Raw genomic sequence first — 17,236 nt, forward strand, 5'->3', positions numbered from 1 at the left:
CCGCAAGGTACTGCATGAAAGAATCGGTGGAGCGGTAGTTCAGTTGGTTAGAATACCTGCCTGTCACGCAGGGGGTCGCGGGTTCGAGCCCCGTCCGTTCCGCCACTTATTGATAAGCCCTGAGTCTATGACTCAGGGCTTTTTCATATGTAAAAATCGCCCGCGAGTGCCACTCCTCTCCTATGTTAAGGTTATTATTGCTTATTAAGCAAAAGTATAATGCTGAATGGGGTGTTTTTGCTCAACAAAACTATCGTCATAATCTTTATATCCTTTGTTTACAAATAACCTGAGAGAATAAAGATTATGAGCATCCCTGCATTTGGTTTAGGTACCTTCCGCCTCCAGGACCAAGTCGTTATTGATTCGGTCAGCACTGCGCTGCAATTAGGCTATCGTGCGATAGATACCGCGCAGATCTATGAGAATGAGGCAGCTGTGGGCCAAGCCATCGTTGCGAGCGGAGTGAAGCGGCAAGAACTGTTTATCACCACCAAAATCTGGATCGCTAATCTCTCGAAAGACCAGTTGATTCCAAGTTTGAAACAGAGCTTGAGCAAACTGCAGACTGAGTATGTCGACCTGACTCTAATCCATTGGCCGTCACCAAATGATGAAGTATCAGTGGCGGAATTTATGACGGAATTGGTGAAGGCTAAAGAGCTGGGGCTGACACGCCAGATAGGCATTTCTAATTTCACGATTAATCTGATGCAACAAGCCATCAATGCGGTGGGGGCTGAAGCCATTGCCACTAATCAGATTGAGCTTTCTCCGTATTTGCAGAACCGCAAAGTGGTTGAGTTTGCAAAACAGCATGGTATTGCCATCACCTCCTATATGACATTGGCCTATGGTAAAGCGCTACAAGATGAGGTAATTAATAACATAGCGAGAAACCGTAATGCTACAGCGGCACAGGTGGTTTTAGCTTGGGCTTTGCAACTGGGCTACGCAGTGATTCCTTCATCCACAAAGCGTGAAAATCTGGCCAGCAATCTGTTGGCACAGCAACTTAAATTGAGCGCAGAAGAGATGGCACGGATTGCCAAGTTGGAGCGCAATGGTCGTTTGGTTAATCCCGAGGGTTTGGCGCCAAACTGGGATTGATTGGCGCAAACGACCAATTTAGCATTTCAGGCCCGCATTTTGCGGGCTTTTTCGCATTTATTACCGTTTAGCGTTAACCTTTACAGACGTATACGTTTCACTGATTGAAATCCCCTCTCGTCGCCTCTATAACTGAAAGAGTATTCCTTTTAAAAGCCATACAGGCAGAGAAGCACAGGCGTATAATCAATTCATTGTTGGTAGCAATGTTGTTACCAGCTTCATCCAAATGGGAAATAGGCGAATAGCGTGCCGAAACGAACTTATGCAATGAGGTATGTTGCAGGCCAGCCAGTTGAGCGAGTTTTCCCTGGTGCCATCCATCAGTCCCTACCGCCTGGGGCCGCATTGCCTACGGCAGGGGCATTGCGGGTTATGGTATGGAATATCTTCAAACAACAACGGGCTGATTGGCTCTCAGTGCTGAAAGGCTTCGGTAAAGACGCACAACTGGTGTTATTGCAGGAAGCGCAGACTACGCCTGAGCTGGTGAGCTTTGCCACTGCCAACTATCTGGCGGCCGATCAGGTACCCGCTTTTGTGCTGCCACAGCATCCCTCTGGCGTGATGACGCTAGCAGCAGCACACCCAGTGTATTGTTGCCCGTTACGTGAACGTGAGCCCCTATTGCGTCTGGCCAAATCAGCACTGATTACTGTCTACCCCCTGTACAACGACCAACTGCTGATGGTCGTTAATATTCATGCGGTCAATTTCAGCTTAGGTGTTGATGTATACAGTAAACAACTGGATCCAATCGGTGAGCAGATTGCCAGCCATAAAGGGCCGGTCATCATGGCCGGTGATTTTAATGCATGGAGCCGCAAGCGTATTAATGCGCTATATCAGTTTGCTGAGGACATCGCTTTGCATGAGGTGAGCTTTACTGACGATCATCGTCGCAAAGCGTTTGGCCGCCCGCTGGATTTTGTATTTTATCGTAACTTGCGCGTTGTCGATGCTTCAGTGCTGGTTACCGAAGCGTCAGATCATAACCCGCTACTGGTTGAGTTCCATCCCGAAATGGATAAACCGGCCTGGTAGAAAATCTATCGGCAATAAAAAAGCACCCGGCAGGACAGGGTGCTTTTTTTGTACTGAAACCTACTAGGTGTCCGGTGACACTTTGTTGTTCACAAACAAGGTCAGCTTTAGGCCTGGCTGCAAACTGCTGTTCTTACCGAGCCTGGTGTTCCAACGCATCACATCGTCGATATCGACACCGTGACGACGCGCAATACTGGAAAGAGAATCACCTTTGCGAACCTTGTAGGTGATACTGCTGTTATCGCCGGTATTGCTGGCTACCTGCAACGTTTGCCCAACTTTCAGGGTGCTTTTGGCACGCAAGTTGTTCCAGCTTTGCAAATCACTCGGCTTCACGTTCAGCCGTTTGGCAATGGTAGATAACGTATCGCCTGAGCGAACTTTATACGCACTGCCGCCAGACAAACTACTGTTCTTCGCCAACTGTGCTGGCGGTGGCGTAATTTGCCCATCAGCCAAAGAGTCTTTCAACTGCGCGGCATTGCCTTTCGGGACCATAATGTAATGAGGCCCGTTCGGCGCCGTGACACCTTTTTTGTAGCCCGGGTTATATGCTTTCATCTTGGTGACCGAAAGCCCCGCCATCTCAGCCGCCTGAGTTAGCTGGATCTGCTGCCCAACATCAATTCGCGCCAGTGCACGGGTTTCGTCAGATTTTGGTAATTTGACGCCGTATTTTTTACTGTGCTTGATGATATCGCTCAGTGCCAGCATTTTCGGGACATAGATTGACGTTTCACGCGGAAGCGACAAATCCCAGAACTCGGTGGACTTACCTTGGCGTTTATTCGCCTTCACCGCCTGCATGATGCGGCCTTCACCACTGTTATAAGCCGCGACGGTCAGTAACCAGTCGCCGTCAAACATGCGATTCAAGCGCTCCATCATATCAAGCGCAGCAGTTGTCGAGGCCACAACATCACGGCGCCCGTCATACCACTGATTGTTCTTCAGCCCATAATTACGACCCGTTTGCGGCACGATCTGCCATAACCCTGCGGCATTGGCATGCGACGTGGCGTGTGGGTCAAAAGCGCTCTCCACTATGGGTAGCAGTACCAGTTCCATCGGCATATTACGTTTCTTAATCTGCCCGACTATCCAGTACATGTACGGCTCTGCCCGTAATGTTACATCGTGGAGATAGCTCTTACTTTTTAGGTACTTTCTTTTTTGTTCACGGATCCGGGGATTTTCCGGAACCTCCATCTTCAGCTCGTCGCTAATGAAGTTCCACAGGTCTTGTTGTGCGGCGCTATTACCCTCTAACCACCGCGCCGAGCTTGCTCGACCATTCGCTGTGTACTCTCCTGCTTCACTTTCTTGACCTGCCGAAGACAGACTCTGTGCATGCTGCTCTGGTACCTGCACGCCCTTCTTGGACGCCTGGCAACCCACTAGCAAGACTGAGGCGAGAATTATCGCTTTAGCCTTCATGTGTATGTCAATATAGTTGCTTAAAAGACGAGCAACTATACTTTGCTTCGCCAAATAACACAACAAAAAGCTTTAGAAGCTATCTTTCCGGCGGCGTAATTCGGAAAAAACCGAATGAAGGCTGTCTGGTGGCGAATAAAGACCTATTTCTTTTTGTAAATCAGTATCATGGCAACGTAAAAAGAGATTAATTTTCCGCTCTAATTGTAACGTTGTGGGCACGCTAGGCTTACCTTTTACACGTAATCTCTCAACTTGTTGCTGATATGTTTCAATATCACGATCTTGTGGCAAAATAGCCCGTGAAAACTTAAGGTTTGAGAGAGTATATTCATGTGCGCAACAAATGAGAGTGTCATCGGGAAGTTGCGCGAGTCGTTGAATTGAGTGATACATTTGTTCAGCAGTCCCTTCAAAAAGCCGGCCGCAGCCGGCAGAAAAAAGGGTGTCTCCGCAGAAAAGATAAGGTGAGCTGTAGAATGCGACATGCCCTAGCGTATGTCCGGGAACCGCGATAACGTGATAGTTTCGCCCGCTGATTGTGAGAGTTTCACCATCTTGCACCAAAGTATTCGCCCCTTTGCCGATCGTTTCTTGTGGTCCATACACGGCCAGCTCCGGGTATTGCGCAACAATTTCTGCCACGCCGCCAACGTGATCGCGATGGTGATGGGTCAATAAAATGGCATCAGGAGTCAATCGCAAGCGTATTAAAGCTTCCAGCACTGGCTTGGCCTCACCAGGATCGACGATCACGCAGCGCCCATGCTGGTTATCCAACAACCAAATGTAATTGTCCTGAAAAGCAGGAATGCTGATAAGATTCATCGTGGACCCCTCGTTGGCAACGGCTTGAAAGAAGATAATAAATCATGAAACCAGCCCATACTCTACAAAAGCTCACCAGTCCATACTCTTGGGCAGGGTTGCCATGGGGAGAATACTACCGTGAGGCGCTTGAGCAACAGCTGCAACCTTGGTGGGCAAAGCTGTTTGGTTTTCATCTGCTGAAACTCGGTAACCTCAGTGCGGCGCTGGATACGGAAAAATGTGCCATATCGCATCAAGTTAACGTTGGTTTGGCGGGTGATAATCTGCACGTATTGGCCGATCCTTACCAATTACCCTTTGCTGCCAAATCGGTAGATGCCTGCCTGCTGGCCCACACGCTTTCTTACGCTGACGATCCGCACCGCTTGTTGCGCGAAGTTGATCGCGTGATGATCGACGACGGCTGGCTGGTGATCAGCAGTTTCAACCCGTTCAGCTTACTCGGGTTGGGCAAATTGATCCCGGGATTGCGCACACGGCAGCCCTATGTCAGCCGGATGTTTACGCAGATGCGCTTGTTGGACTGGCTCAGCCTGTTGAATTATGAAGTGCTGGAACAGACTCGTTTCCATGTATTGCCCTGGCAGCGTAAAGGCGGCAGGTTTTTAAGCACGCATTTGCCGGCATTAGGATGCATGAGCATGATTGTGGCGCGTAAAAGAACTTTGCCTTTGACACCGACGCCGATGAAAGTGGGAGCGAGAAAACCCGCTCTCAGCCGCGCGGTGGGCGCGACCAAGAGTTACCGTAAGCTGCCTTAGGTTTCGGGTTGATATCCCGTATCATCCTGTGTTGGATTCCCGGCGGCATCGCGTGCCAGCACGTCACAACGCTCGTTTTCCGGGTGGCCTGCATGGCCTTTGACCCATTCCCAGCGGATCGTGTGGCGGGCAATTGCCTGGTCTAAACGCTGCCAGAGATCGACATTTTTCACGGGTTTCTTATCTGAGGTCTTCCAACCGCGCTTTTTCCAGTTGTGGATCCAACTGGTGATACCTTGGCGTACATACTGGCTGTCGGTGCTGAGCACCACTTCGCAGGGCGAGGTCAGTGCTTCGAGCGCCACAATCGCCGCCATCATCTCCATACGGTTGTTAGTGGTTAAGCGGTAGCCTGCGCTAAAGGTTTTTTCGTGCTGTTTATAACGCAAAATTGCGCCGTAACCGCCGGGCCCTGGATTACCGAGGCAAGAACCGTCGGTGAAAATTTCTACCTGTTTGAGCATCTCTGGTAGACTCTTCCTATCAGTTTTACAAAAGCCAAGTCTGACATAAACGAGCGCTATGAGCACTGCAATATGATCTCTACACCAACCAGACAGATCGTTCTTGATACCGAAACTACCGGTATGAACAAGTTAGGGGTTCACTACGAAGGCCATCGTATCATCGAGATCGGGGCCGTGGAGGTGATCAACCGTCGCCTGACCGGGCGTCACTACCATGTCTATATTAAGCCGGATCGGCTGGTGGATCCCGAGGCTTACGGTGTACATGGTATCAGTGATGAATTCTTGGCGGATAAACCCACCTTCGACCAGATTGCCGATGAATTTATTGATTTCATTCGTGGCGGTGAATTAGTTATTCATAACGCGGCGTTCGATATCGGCTTTATGGATCACGAATTCCGCAAACTGCAGCAAGATATTCCGAAAACGGAAACCTTCTGTACTATCACCGATAGCCTGTTGATGGCGCGCCGTCTGTTCCCCGGCAAGCGTAACAACCTTGATGCCCTGTGTGGCCGCTATGAAATAGATAACAGCAAGCGAACGCTGCACGGCGCTTTGCTTGATGCCGAGATTTTGGCGGAAGTCTACCTGGCGATGACCGGTGGCCAGACTTCCATGGCGTTCCAAATGGAAGGGGACACGCAGCAAACCGATTCGACGCAGGATATTCAACGCATTGTACGCCCGGCCACGGCCATGAAAGTGGTGTACGCCAGCCCTGACGAAGTGATCGCGCATGAGGCTCGCCTGGATCTGGTGGCTAAAAAGGGCGGAAGTTGCCTATGGCGTGGCGAATAATGTTTGCTTTAGTGTAAAAACACGGCGAACGCCGCATTATGCTGCCAAGGTCGTTGAAAAACTGTGCAAACGACTCTTTTTATAAGAAAAGGCATTGACGGAACGCAGGGGCAACCGTAATATTCGCTTCGTTCCTCCACAAGTAGGAACTGGCGCGGAGCGGTAGTTCAGTTGGTTAGAATACCTGCCTGTCACGCAGGGGGTCGCGGGTTCGAGCCCCGTCCGTTCCGCCAATCATTCAGACCCCAAGCTTTTAAAGCTTGGGGTTTTTTTATGCTTCTTGGGTGTATGATTCAAAAGCAGACTGCCCCCCATATCACAAGTTATGTCAACCATTCTGGAAGTGTTATGTTATTGCAGAGCGGCGAACTCGTTTTTTAACCGATAACCAAGCCCGCCGTTTAGATGCCCTGGGTTATTTCTCTGCGGGCGTATCTCTGTATTAATTGTTATGGCGAAGTAGCTAAACCTTTATTGACCATAACCTCTATAAGGGAAAATGGTGACTCACTACACTACAAGGATGTGATTAAGTTTTCAGCATCTACTCCACATACGCAGCGTACAGATGCCGCGGTCAGATAACGCGAGTGAGGTCGCATACAGAGTCACTCACGTAGCAGGGGCTATAATCATCACTGGCTCATTTTATTTCCCATAAAATTTAGTCACAGCATTTTAAATTCCCCAACTATCTTTAAGCTACCTGTTGAAATGTTTGAGTTTAAAGTATGAGTGATTTATCTGGTCGTCGATATGATGAGCTTTCTGGCTATTTTGCTGTTTTTATGAATGTTTATTCTGGTGGTGAATCGCTCTTTGCTAGCTGGGATTTATCTCATTCGCTACGTTTTATTATAATTAGCCTGGTTAATAACCGTGGATGGTTTATGAGATCAGAGGGTTCCTATGAGTGAGAAAATAACTCATCCGCCAGTATCAGGGCCCAGCGATTTTGATGATATTGCAGATCATGGCAAAGACTCATTGCTGTGGGCCACTGAATGGTTATGCCGATATCATAATAAGCTTGCCAGCAAAGAGGTCTTATACGCGGGATTACCGCGGAGCGAAAAATTAACGCCGGAACTGGCGTTGCGAATGCTGGATCAGGTGGGTATTTCTGGCGGATGGATAAAACGCGATCTGGCCAAGATCTCTTCTTATCTGTTTCCTTTGGTATTGGCTTGCAACGATGGCAGTTATTGCGTCATGACTTCACGCACGGGTAAACGTGGCGATCTGAAGTACCAGGTGGTGGTGCCGGAAAGTGGCGGTGCTCTGCAGATGTCGGAAGATGAACTGCTGGCTAATTATAGCGGCTACGCCATGTTGGCTAATCCGAAGCCGAAACTTGATAAGCGTACAGACGATGAAATTCTGCCGGAAGCGAACCGCGAAGGGCATTGGTTGTTTTCTACGCTATGGCATTATCGTCACTACTTTTACAACGCCGCAATGGCTGCCTTGCTGGCTAATATCCTGACCTTGGCCAGCACGTTTTTTACCATGAACGTCTACGATCGCGTGATCCCGACCCAGGCCTATGTCACCTTATGGTCGCTGGCGATCGGTGTCTTGATCGCTATCGTATTTGAATTCACTTCGCGGCAAGTACGTACTTACCTGATTGATGTTGCTGGTAAGAAGGCCGATTTGATTCTGGGGGCTAAATTGTTCCGCCAGGTCATGGCCATGCGCATGGAGAGCAAGCCGCAGTCAACCGGCTCTTTCGCTAACCAATTGCGTGATTTTGAGGCGGTGCGTGATTTTGTGACGTCAGCGACGCTATCGACCTTGTCAGACCTGCCTTTCTGTATCTTGTTTATGCTGATCATCTATTTGATCGGCGGGCAGTTGGTCATTGTGCCCTTGATCGCCATCCCCATTATTCTGCTGGTTAGCGTGTGTATTCAGTGGCCACTCAGCCGCTATATGGGGGAAAACATTCGGGAAATCTCCCAGAAGCAGGGGCTGTTGATCGAAACCATTGAAGGGCTTGAGGCCTTGAAAGCGGCGCGGGGTGAAGGCGTGATGCAAAAGCGTTGGGATGACTTCAGCGCCCTGGCAGCGGCTTCTTCCATGAAAAGCCGTTACCTTTCTTCCTTGACGTCTAACTTCGTCACCTTTATGCAGCAGATCACCACCGTAGCGATTGTGGTATTCGGTGTTTATCTGATCCACGCCGGTGAGTTGACCATGGGCTCGATGATCGGGGTGGTAATTTTATCCGGTCGTTCGCTGGGGCCACTGGCTTCCGTTGTCGCGTTGGCCCTACGTTATCAGCATGCCAAAACCGCATTGAAGTCTCTGAATCAACTGATGGAGTTACCGACGGAGCGTGATGCCGCGATTAACTACCTGCCGACGCCCAGTTTCACTGGGAATCTGCAGTTGAAAACGGTGGGGTTTGCCTATTCAGTGCCGGGAGTGAGGGTGCCTCCTGCAACCCTGAACAACGTCAATATCAATATTCGGGCCGGTGAACGGGTGGCGATCATTGGCAGCATCGGCAGTGGGAAATCGACACTGTTACGCGTGATGGGGCGTCTGCTGCAGCCGCGTAGCGGCCAGATTATGATTGATGGTGTCGATGCCACACAGGTAGATCCCGCGGATTGGCGAGCCGCCGTGGGGTATGTCGGCCAGGATTGCCGTTTGTTCTACGGAACCTTGCGCTATAACGTGACTATGGGCAACCCGGGGGCCAGTACCGAAGAGTTTCTGCGCGTTGCCCGTATGACCGGCCTGGATCGGATAGCGGCCAGACATCCATTGGGCTACGACATGCCGGTCGGGGAAATGGGGAGTGCATTGTCCGGCGGGCAGAAACAGCTGGTTGCTTTGGCGCGCTGTCTGCTTTTACGGCCCAAAATTCTGTTGATGGATGAACCCACCAGTTCCATGGATGCGCTGACGGAAACGCTGTTTATCCGTCAGTTGCAAAAAGCGATAGCGGGGCAGACGTTGGTGATTGTGACCCACCGCATGTCCGTGTTGAATATCTTCGAGCGGTTGATTGTGCTTGATGACGGCCGAGTGATGGCCGATGGCCCTAAAGAGCAGGTGATCGCCATGCTTAATGCGAACAGCCAGAAGAAAAGCCAGCAGAATGCACAGGCCGAAGCGGGAAGATCGGCACCCGTGGTGCCAGATAACGTCGTAGCGAAAATCGCTGAACAGCAAAGGGGAACACACTGATGAATAAGGGTGATCTCAAGGTGCCCTCACCGCAGAAGGAGCCGGTTAGCAATGGCTTGGTCAGCAAAAGTAAAAGTACCAACGATGGCCCGGTGAACGGGAAAGTCGAAAACGACGATTTAAAGTTTATCAATGATCTGCAAGCGGCTCTGATCTCACAAAAAACGCCGTTCAGTATGATGATGTTGTACACCATTGCGTTAGTTGTCGTCGTGGCGCTGTTGTGGGCGCATTTTGCGCGCGTGGAAGAGATCACGCGCGGTGACGGTAAAATTATCCCCGCGAGCCGTGAACAGGTGATACAGAGCCTGGAGGGGGGCATTCTCGAAGAGCTGAACGTACGCGAGGGTGACACCGTCGAAAAAGGCCAGGTGTTGCTGAGGATGGATCCGACGCGTGCGGGGTCCAGCTATGGCGAGTCACTATCGAAAGTCCTGGGGCTCAAGGCGTCGATAGCACGGTTGCGTGCGCAATCTTATGGCACTCCGCTAGTGTTCCCTCCTGAGGTGCTGGCGGTGCCGAGTATCGTGAATGACGAAACCCAGGCCTACAATGCCCAGTTGAGAACGCTGAACGAGAGCGTAGATGCGCTGAAGAAAAGCCTGGCTCTGGCAGAAAACGAGGTGCAGCTTTCTGAGCCACTGGCCAAGAAAGGGCTGGTTTCCGATGTGGAAATTCTGCGCCTGCGCCGGCAGGCCAATGAGTTCCAACTGCAGATTGCCGAACGCACCAACCGTTTCCGTTCTGATGCCAACAGCGAACTGAACAAGCTGGAATCAGAACTGGCTCAGGCTGAGGAAATCCTGCGTGGCCGTGAAGATGTGATGCAGCGCACCACCCTGGTGGCCCCGGTGCGCGGAACGGTAAATAACATCCGCACCACCACTCGCGGGGGCGTGATTCAGCAGGGGGCTGAGATTATGACGATCGTTCCCCTGGAGGATAACTTGCTGGTTGAAGCGCAGATTAAACCGGCAGATGTGGCATTTATTCATCCGGGCTTACCTACTACGGTTAAAATCACCGCTTATGACTATGCTATTTATGGTGGCCTGAGCGGCATAGTGGAACATATCAGCTCTGATACGTTGATAGATGAAGATAAAGCGCGCTCTGGCCATGGTGACTCGACCTATTACCGTGTCTACGTACGGACGCATCAGGCAGCATTGCTCGTCAAGGATAAAACGTTCCCCATCATCCCAGGGATGGTGGCGAATGTTGAGATCCGGACCGGAGAGAAAACCATCCTGTCTTACTTGCTGAAGCCTGTATTAAAAGCACGAGAAGCATTCCGGGAGAGATAACAGCATGGCATGTAAACAAAATGAGTTGCGTTGGCTAAAAGCGGCTGCGGCGTTGGTCGTGTCTTTGCCATTGGCTCCTTTGGCACAGGAGATGAGTGGTTTGGATACGTCGACGGCGACACAGCAGGCAGCCGATACTCCGAGTGATGCCCCTGATTTTCTGAAAAGTCTCACTGCTCTTGATACTTCGAATGGCACAGTGCGAGCGTCATCGGCTCCTGCCCAGCAAGAACGCGCCTCTCCCGCCAGGCAGCCGCAAACGCCAGGCGAGGCCCCCGATATTTTAAAAAGCCTGGTTGCCATGGACAATAACCAAGCCGCTCCGGCGCAGGAAAAGCCTGCTCAGGCCGCGGTGAATAGCGCTGCCCCGGTGTTTACCCAGCGCAATGAACCGTCTGAAACGCTACGGATGTCGGCTCCTGCAGAACCCAAGGCGTTAGTGCCACCGCCGGTCCCCGCACCGGCAACACAAGCCCCGGTGTTGACTCAGCGTAGTGAACCACCGGCTAGCGCACCTAGCATGGGTTCTCCAACGGTGCAGACGTTGTCACCGCCGCCTGACGTGAAGGCAACAGCGGCTCCGGTGCTGGTGAAAAGACCTTCCCGTGACACGAATAATTCTGCGTCTGCGCCCACCGAGCGGCAATCAACATCAATGTGGAAGAGCAATCAGGACGGGTTCCCAGCGACACAGCAATCTTTCCAGCCCGATCCGGCTTACGATAAGGTGCGCTGGAATGGCGATGTCAACGGTGAGGGCGGTAGCAATACCAAAGAAGCGGTGTCCGCCAAGGCGTTTTATGCGGCAAGCAATGACACATCGCGCGGCTTTCTGCGCAAGATGGTGACATTGGCGTTGAAGCATAGCCCGGAAGTTCGCTCTTCAGAAGCGGATGTGTTGGCTGCGGGCTATTACGTTGATCAAACCAAGGGGCAGCGTTGGCCGCAGGTGCAATTAGGCCTTTCCACCCCGTTGAGCGCTCAAAGCAACAGCGGTGGGAGCAACCGTAATAATCGTAATATCAGCGATACCAGTGGTTCGGTCTCTATCACCACACCGATTTATGATTGGGGCAGGATCGGCAGCCAGATCGACAGTGCGGAAGAGGGAGTAACGGCGGCGGTTAATGCGCAGGGGTACACTAAGGAGCAGTTGGCCTACAGCACGATCTCTGAGCTGATGAACCTTGGCCGTTACCAGGAAAGCCGAAAAGTAGCCCGTGCCTATGTTGAACGTATGCAGCAATTGACGAATATGCTGGCGCAAATCGCTGCGGCTGACCCAGGGCGTGCCAGTGAGTTTACCCAGGCGAAAGCCAAACTCCTCTCTGCGCGTGCCAGCCTGGATGATATCGAGCATCAGGTCAGCAGTAGCCGTATCCGGTTGGTGCGTCTGCTGGGCGTCGAGCCGAATCTACCCGAGGATATTTCCTGGCAAGGGGCGATGATGCCTGCGTCCATGGCCTTGTCTGCCTTGGATAAAAATCCGAACCTGCTGAAGTTGCAGGCGCAGGCCAAAGCAGCGACCTACGAGGCCGAAAGCGTTGCCGCATCAGGGATGCCGCAATTGAATTGGGTGGTCTCAAAAGATACGATCAAAGACGTCAATGGTGATGAAACGGGCTGGTATACCGGTTTAAACGTTCAGTGGAATGCGTTCAGCGGCGGCTCACAGCGGGCGGCACAGATGTCGGCCTTAGCCAAGGCTAATGGGGCTCAGCAACAATATGAAGTGGCCTACCGTGATTTGGAATATCAGATTAACAGCATGATCCAGACGCGTGATTCCTCGTTTACCCGTGCCAATGACTTTGATCGCCTCTCGGTGGAAACCGAGCGAGTCAAAGAGATGTTTTATGAGCAATGGTATAACCTCGGTACGCGTACGTTGCTGGACGTGCTGACGGCAGAGAACGATCACTTTAATAATCTGTTGTCCGCTATCAATAACCGCTACGACGGATATATCTCTAATATCAACGTTATTTCCAGTGCGGCCATGTTGCTGAAATGGGTAGGGGATTAAGAGCTATCCCAATAGGCTATTTTATTTGCCATTTTGGACCTGGGCAGTGCTCAGAATCCTTACGTACTTCGTGTACGCTCCGGTTCTTCCGCGCTGTCCGTGTCCAAACTGGCTGCAACAATTGCGCCTATTGGGATGGGCTCTAAGTTTGCTGCCAGCCAGCATGATATCGTTGAGTGGCTGTTGTTATAAAGGGGCGCAGCAGGCTGCTGCGCCTCGCTCATCGTCAGTGGTTGAGCAGGAAACCATCAGCATCGCGCCAGGCCGGGAAAGTGTTACGATAGGCTTGCAGCGTCTCCAATAATAACTCCGCATCCAGCCAGGTGGCTTCACCGGGCTTCGCGCTGGCCAGCCTTTCCCCCTGCGGGCTGATGATTAGGCTGTCACCGCTGTAACTCAGGCCATTGCCGTCTTCACCCACGCGGTTGCAACCCGCAACGTACACCTGATTTTCAATCGCCCGGGCCGCCAGCAGCGTTTGCCAGTGAAGGCTGCGCGGCGCAGGCCAGTTGGCGACGTACAGCGCCAGATCGTAATCTTGCTGATAGCGAGACCAGACCGGGAAACGCAGGTCGTAACAGATTTGCGGCAGAATGCGCCAGCCGCGCCATTCAAACACTTCGCGCCGGGTTCCTGCCTGATAGTGCAGGTGTTCACCCGCCATACGGAATAAGTGACGTTTATCGTAGCAATGCACCTTGCCGCCGGGCTCAACCAACAGGAAACGGTTCACCGCCCCTTCTGCGGTTTTCAGCGCTACGCTGCCGCCGATCAACGCGTTGGTTTTGGCTGCCCAAGCGTGCAGCCAGTCGATCACCTGCTGCTCAGGCAGTGCGCTTTCACCGGCATCCATGGCGAAACCGGTGGTAAACATTTCCGGTAGCACGATCAGATCGCGGCCGGTAACGGCATCGAGCAAAGCATCGAACTGGCGCAGGTTGGCTTGGCCATCGCGCCAGACCAGAGGTTGCTGCAATAGGGTAATCTTCAAAGTCGACATAACCGCTCCGCGGCTGCGTCCAGCGTGGCATCCTGTTTAGCGAAGCACAGCCGGATCAATTTATAAGGAAAAGGGTCGGCACAGAAGACGGAAAGGGGGATCGCCGCCACGCCTGCGTGCTCGGTTAACCAATGGCAGAAGGCCACATCATCCAGATCGGAAATGGCGCTGTAATCAGCCAGCAGGAAGTAGGTGCCGGCGCAGGGCAGAATTTCCAGTCTGCTGCTCGCCAAAGCCTGCACAAAACGATCGCGTTTGGCAAGGTAGAACGCGGGCAACTGCTGCCAATGTGCAGGTTCGGTACGCAGCATGTCGGCCAGCGCTAATTGCGCCGGAGTATTAACTGAGAAGGTCAGATACTGGTGAACCTTGCGTACCTCGGCACTCAGCGCGGCAGGGGCCACGCAGTAGCCCACTTTCCAGCCGGTCATATGGAAGGTTTTACCAAAGGAGGAAACGGCGATCGCCCGCTGGCGTAACTGCGGATGCGCCAGCACGCTGGCATGGCCGCCTGTAGCAAAGCAGATGTGTTCGTAGACTTCGTCACTCAGCACGTAGATTTCGTGTTCTGCAATTGCGGCCCACAGTTGCTGCATATCTTCTGCGTGCCAGGCGGTGGCGGAAGGGTTGTGCGGAGTATTGATGATCACCAGCCGGGTGCGCGGTGAAAGCAAAGCCGCAAACTGTTGCCAATCGGCCTTGAACGTGGGCGGCTGCAGGGCGATACGCTTCAGTTCACCACCGCAGAGCTGCACCGCCGGGGCATAGCTGTCGTAGCTGGGATCAAAGCAGATCACCTCATCACCGGGGCGCACCAGCGCGCTGATGGCGGCGAACAGGGCTTCTGTTGCGCCGGCGGTGATGGTCACTTCGCTGGTGGCGTCGGGCTGCCAACCATAAAGCTGTGCGGTTTTTTCAGCAATGGCTTCACGCAGTGGGGCAACGCCGGTCATCGGCGCATATTGGTTAGCCCCTTGGCTGACGTGCCAGCTCAGGCGCTGTTTCAGGTAATCTGGGCCATCAAAATCCGGGAACCCTTGCGATAGGTTGATCGCCTGGTGCTGCTGCGCCAGCGCGCTCATTTGAGTAAAAATGGTGGTACCGAGAGCCGGTAACTTGCTTTCGGGGGTCGGGGCTGAAGTGTTCATCTCAGGCTAATACTCCTGGGGCTTATGTTGCCAACAATATAACACGGTGTTAACCTTTAGCAATCAAGACGTTTAGATGGCTATATTCCCTTCATACTTCAAGTTGCTTGGGTGTTGGCTACGCACTGTCGCCCCAGTCACATAGTTATCTATGCTCCTGGGCTCTCCAGTGCTTGCCGCCTACAAGCAACTCGAATTATTTTGGGCATATTCCTTTCGCTACCTTGCAGGAAACTGAGTGAATGACGGAAAACCCGCAACTTCATGCGTTATTGGCTGCTTGCCACTGGATTGGTGACAAGGGTTGGTGCCCGGCGACCGGTGGCAATATGTCGCTGCGCCTCGATGGTGAACAGTGTTGGATTACGGAGTCTGGCAAAGACAAAGGCAGCCTGAGCGAGCAGGACTTTTTGCTGGTGGAGATTGCCAGCAACCAGGCGGCGAGTGGCCGCATCCCTTCGGCCGAAACCGGCCTGCATACCCTGATCTACCGCTTATATCCCCAGGTGACAGCCGTCCTGCATACCCATTCGGTTAATGCTACCGTGCTGTCGCGTGTGGAGAAGGGCGCGGCGCTGGTGCTGCAAGGCTATGAAATGCAGAAGTCCCTTAGCGGCCAGCAAAGCCATCTGAGCAGTGTCACAATCCCGATTTTTGACAACGATCAGAACATTTCGGCCTTAGCGGGCCGCGTTGCGGCCTATGCAGAAAGCACGCCGTTACCCTACGCTTTCCTGGTACGCGGGCATGGGCTGTATTGTTGGGGTACACAGGTGGCAGAAGCGCGCCGCCATCTTGAGGGACTGGAATTCCTGTTCCAATGCGAACTGCAACGCCGCTTACTGGAGGCGCAATGATCCGTGCGATTGTGACCGATATTGAAGGCACCACCAGCGATATCCGTTTTGTGCATCAGGTGTTATTCCCCTATGCCCGCGAGCGGTTGGCCGAGTTCATCCGTCATCATGGCGCCGAAGCGGAAGTGGCCGCGGCGCTGGCAGCGCTGCGCGAAGAGCTTGCTCAGCCGCAGGCGGATCATGAGCAGCTTATTGCGGCGCTTTACCGTTTTATGGATGAAGACCGCAAATCCACCGCGCTGAAAACCCTGCAGGGGATCATCTGGCGCAGCGGCTATCACAACGGGGATTTTCGCGGCCATCTTTACCCGGAGGTCGCCGGGCAGTTGTCAGCCTGGCAACAGCAGGGGGTGAGGCTGTATGTCTATTCCTCCGGTTCGGTGGAGGCGCAACGGTTGCTGTTTGGTTACAGCGAGGTGGGTGACTTACGGCCGCTGTTCAGCGGTTATTTTGATACCCGCGTTGGGGCTAAACGTGAGATCGCGTCTTATCAGAATATTGCGCGTCATATCGCACTGGCACCGGCGGAAATACTGTTCCTTTCCGATATTCATCAGGAGCTTGATGCCGCAAGGGCGGCAGGCTGGCACACTTATCAGTTGATCCGCGATGCCGCCGATCCACTGAGCCTGCACCCGCAAGTTAACCATTTCGAACAGATTGAACTGAGGGAGTTTGTTTCATGAGTGGATTAACCATTTTCAGTGACGCAGAACCACAACGGGCGCTGTGGCAGAGCAACGACGTGCAGGCTATTCAGCAGCAACTGGCGCAGGTTGGCGTGCGTTTCGAGCGCTGGCAGGCAGATCGCGAGCTGGAGGATAATCCGCAGCCGGATACGGTGATTGCGGCTTACCAGCATGAGATCGACCGGCTGGTGGCAGAAAAAAATTATCAAAGCTGGGATGTGATCAGCATGCGCCCGGATAACCCACAGCGGCAGGAGTTGCGTGGCAAGTTTCTGGCTGAACATACCCACGGCGAAGATGAGGTGCGTTTTTTTGTGGAGGGCCAAGGGCTGTTCTGCCTGCATCTGGAAGGCAAGGTTTTCCAGATCCTGTGCGAGAAAAACGATCTGCTTTCCGTGCCCGCCAACACCCGTCATTGGTTTGATATGGGCTCGGCACCACACTTTACCGCGATCCGTCTATTTGATAACCCACAGGGCTGGATAGCGCAGTTTACCGGCGACAAGATTGCCGAGGCGTTTCCGCGTTTGGCCTGATGCTCGCTGCAAAGC

General features: G+C 52.7%; 16 protein-coding genes and 2 tRNA genes. 13 read left to right on the forward strand and 5 right to left on the reverse strand.

The genetic code is table 11. The annotated features are described in order from the left end of the window. Positions 1-28: 28 nt before the first annotated feature. The 3 genes from WG891_RS18535 (at position 29) to WG891_RS18545 (ending at position 2,154) form a co-directional block, all read left to right on the forward strand. Positions 29-105: transfer RNA gene (locus WG891_RS18535), tRNA-Asp, on the forward strand. 201 nt (positions 106-306) lie between these two features. After that, complete coding sequence (dkgB, locus tag WG891_RS18540; RefSeq protein WP_337264152.1) at positions 307-1,110, forward strand: 2,5-didehydrogluconate reductase DkgB; 804 nt, start codon at positions 307-309, stop codon at positions 1,108-1,110. Positions 1,111-1,359: 249 nt separating this feature from the next. Next, positions 1,360-2,154, forward strand: a complete 795-nt coding sequence (locus tag WG891_RS18545; protein ID WP_337264151.1) for an endonuclease/exonuclease/phosphatase family protein — start codon at positions 1,360-1,362, stop codon at positions 2,152-2,154. 63 nt (positions 2,155-2,217) lie between these two features. On the opposite strand, the gene mltD is transcribed toward WG891_RS18545, so the two are convergent. Both mltD and gloB read right to left on the reverse strand, forming a co-directional pair. Continuing rightward, positions 2,218-3,594 carry a murein transglycosylase D gene (gene mltD, locus WG891_RS18550; protein ID WP_337264150.1) on the reverse strand — a complete coding sequence of 459 codons (1,377 nt, stop codon included), beginning with the start codon at positions 3,592-3,594 and terminating at the stop codon, positions 2,218-2,220. Positions 3,595-3,666: 72 nt separating this feature from the next. Next, positions 3,667-4,422, reverse strand: a complete 756-nt coding sequence (gene gloB / locus WG891_RS18555) for a hydroxyacylglutathione hydrolase (protein WP_337264149.1) — start codon at positions 4,420-4,422, stop codon at positions 3,667-3,669. Between the two features lie 44 nt (positions 4,423-4,466). Here gloB and WG891_RS18560 point away from each other — a divergent pair, with 44 nt between their 5' ends. After that, a complete protein-coding gene (locus tag WG891_RS18560; RefSeq protein WP_076944387.1) occupies positions 4,467-5,186 on the forward strand; it encodes a class I SAM-dependent methyltransferase in 720 nt (239 codons plus the stop codon). Here WG891_RS18560 and rnhA read toward each other — a convergent pair. Next, complete coding sequence (gene rnhA, locus WG891_RS18565) at positions 5,183-5,650, reverse strand: ribonuclease HI (protein WP_076944388.1); 468 nt, start codon at positions 5,648-5,650, stop codon at positions 5,183-5,185. The two genes, WG891_RS18560 and rnhA, sit on opposite strands and share 4 nt — an antisense overlap. Before the next feature lie 72 nt (positions 5,651-5,722). Between rnhA and dnaQ the strand changes: the two genes are divergently transcribed. From dnaQ to WG891_RS18595, 6 genes are all read left to right on the forward strand, one after another. Next, positions 5,723-6,457, forward strand: coding sequence for a DNA polymerase III subunit epsilon (gene dnaQ / locus WG891_RS18570; RefSeq protein WP_443006180.1), 735 nt, complete (start codon positions 5,723-5,725; stop codon positions 6,455-6,457). A 156-nt stretch (positions 6,458-6,613) separates the two neighbouring features. Continuing rightward, positions 6,614-6,690 (forward strand) — tRNA-Asp (locus WG891_RS18575). Positions 6,691-7,188: 498 nt separating this feature from the next. Next, the gene (locus tag WG891_RS18580) at positions 7,189-7,374 is read left to right on the forward strand and encodes a hypothetical protein (protein ID WP_337264147.1); all 186 of its coding nucleotides are present in this window, start codon (positions 7,189-7,191) and stop codon (positions 7,372-7,374) included. Further along, complete coding sequence (locus WG891_RS18585; RefSeq protein WP_337264146.1) at positions 7,367-9,658, forward strand: type I secretion system permease/ATPase; 2,292 nt, start codon at positions 7,367-7,369, stop codon at positions 9,656-9,658. The genes WG891_RS18580 and WG891_RS18585 overlap by 8 nt, the downstream gene beginning before the upstream one ends. Next, the gene (locus tag WG891_RS18590; protein ID WP_337264145.1) at positions 9,658-10,965 is read left to right on the forward strand and encodes an HlyD family type I secretion periplasmic adaptor subunit; all 1,308 of its coding nucleotides are present in this window, start codon (positions 9,658-9,660) and stop codon (positions 10,963-10,965) included. Before WG891_RS18585 ends, WG891_RS18590 begins: the two co-directional genes overlap by 1 nt. Before the next feature lie 4 nt (positions 10,966-10,969). Then, the gene (locus WG891_RS18595) at positions 10,970-12,991 is read left to right on the forward strand and encodes a TolC family protein (RefSeq protein WP_337264144.1); all 2,022 of its coding nucleotides are present in this window, start codon (positions 10,970-10,972) and stop codon (positions 12,989-12,991) included. A 226-nt stretch (positions 12,992-13,217) separates the two neighbouring features. Here WG891_RS18595 and WG891_RS18600 read toward each other — a convergent pair whose 3' ends face one another. Further along, positions 13,218-13,991: an amidohydrolase gene (locus WG891_RS18600; protein WP_337264143.1), complete on the reverse strand. Its 774-nt coding sequence runs from the start codon at positions 13,989-13,991 to the stop codon at positions 13,218-13,220. Beyond that, complete coding sequence (locus tag WG891_RS18605; RefSeq protein WP_337264142.1) at positions 13,979-15,139, reverse strand: pyridoxal phosphate-dependent aminotransferase; 1,161 nt, start codon at positions 15,137-15,139, stop codon at positions 13,979-13,981. Before WG891_RS18605 ends, WG891_RS18600 begins: the two co-directional genes overlap by 13 nt. Before the next feature lie 242 nt (positions 15,140-15,381). On the opposite strand from WG891_RS18605, the gene WG891_RS18610 reads away from it, so the two are divergent. Genes WG891_RS18610 through WG891_RS18620 form a run of 3 tightly spaced genes read left to right on the forward strand, consistent with a single transcriptional unit; the run spans position 15,382 to position 17,221 of the window. Next, positions 15,382-15,996 carry a methylthioribulose 1-phosphate dehydratase gene (locus WG891_RS18610; RefSeq protein WP_337264141.1) on the forward strand — a complete coding sequence of 205 codons (615 nt, stop codon included), beginning with the start codon at positions 15,382-15,384 and terminating at the stop codon, positions 15,994-15,996. Then, positions 15,993-16,682, forward strand: a complete 690-nt coding sequence (gene mtnC, locus WG891_RS18615; protein WP_337264140.1) for an acireductone synthase — start codon at positions 15,993-15,995, stop codon at positions 16,680-16,682. The genes WG891_RS18610 and mtnC overlap by 4 nt, the downstream gene beginning before the upstream one ends. Beyond that, positions 16,679-17,221 (forward strand): 1,2-dihydroxy-3-keto-5-methylthiopentene dioxygenase, encoded by a 543-nt coding sequence (locus WG891_RS18620; protein WP_337264139.1) that lies wholly within the window; start codon positions 16,679-16,681, stop codon positions 17,219-17,221. Before mtnC ends, WG891_RS18620 begins: the two co-directional genes overlap by 4 nt. Positions 17,222-17,236: the final 15 nt, after the last annotated feature.

The sequence above is a fragment of the Serratia sp. MMO-28 genome (assembly GCF_037199905.1).
Lineage (GTDB): Bacteria > Pseudomonadota > Gammaproteobacteria > Enterobacterales > Enterobacteriaceae > Chania > Chania oryzae.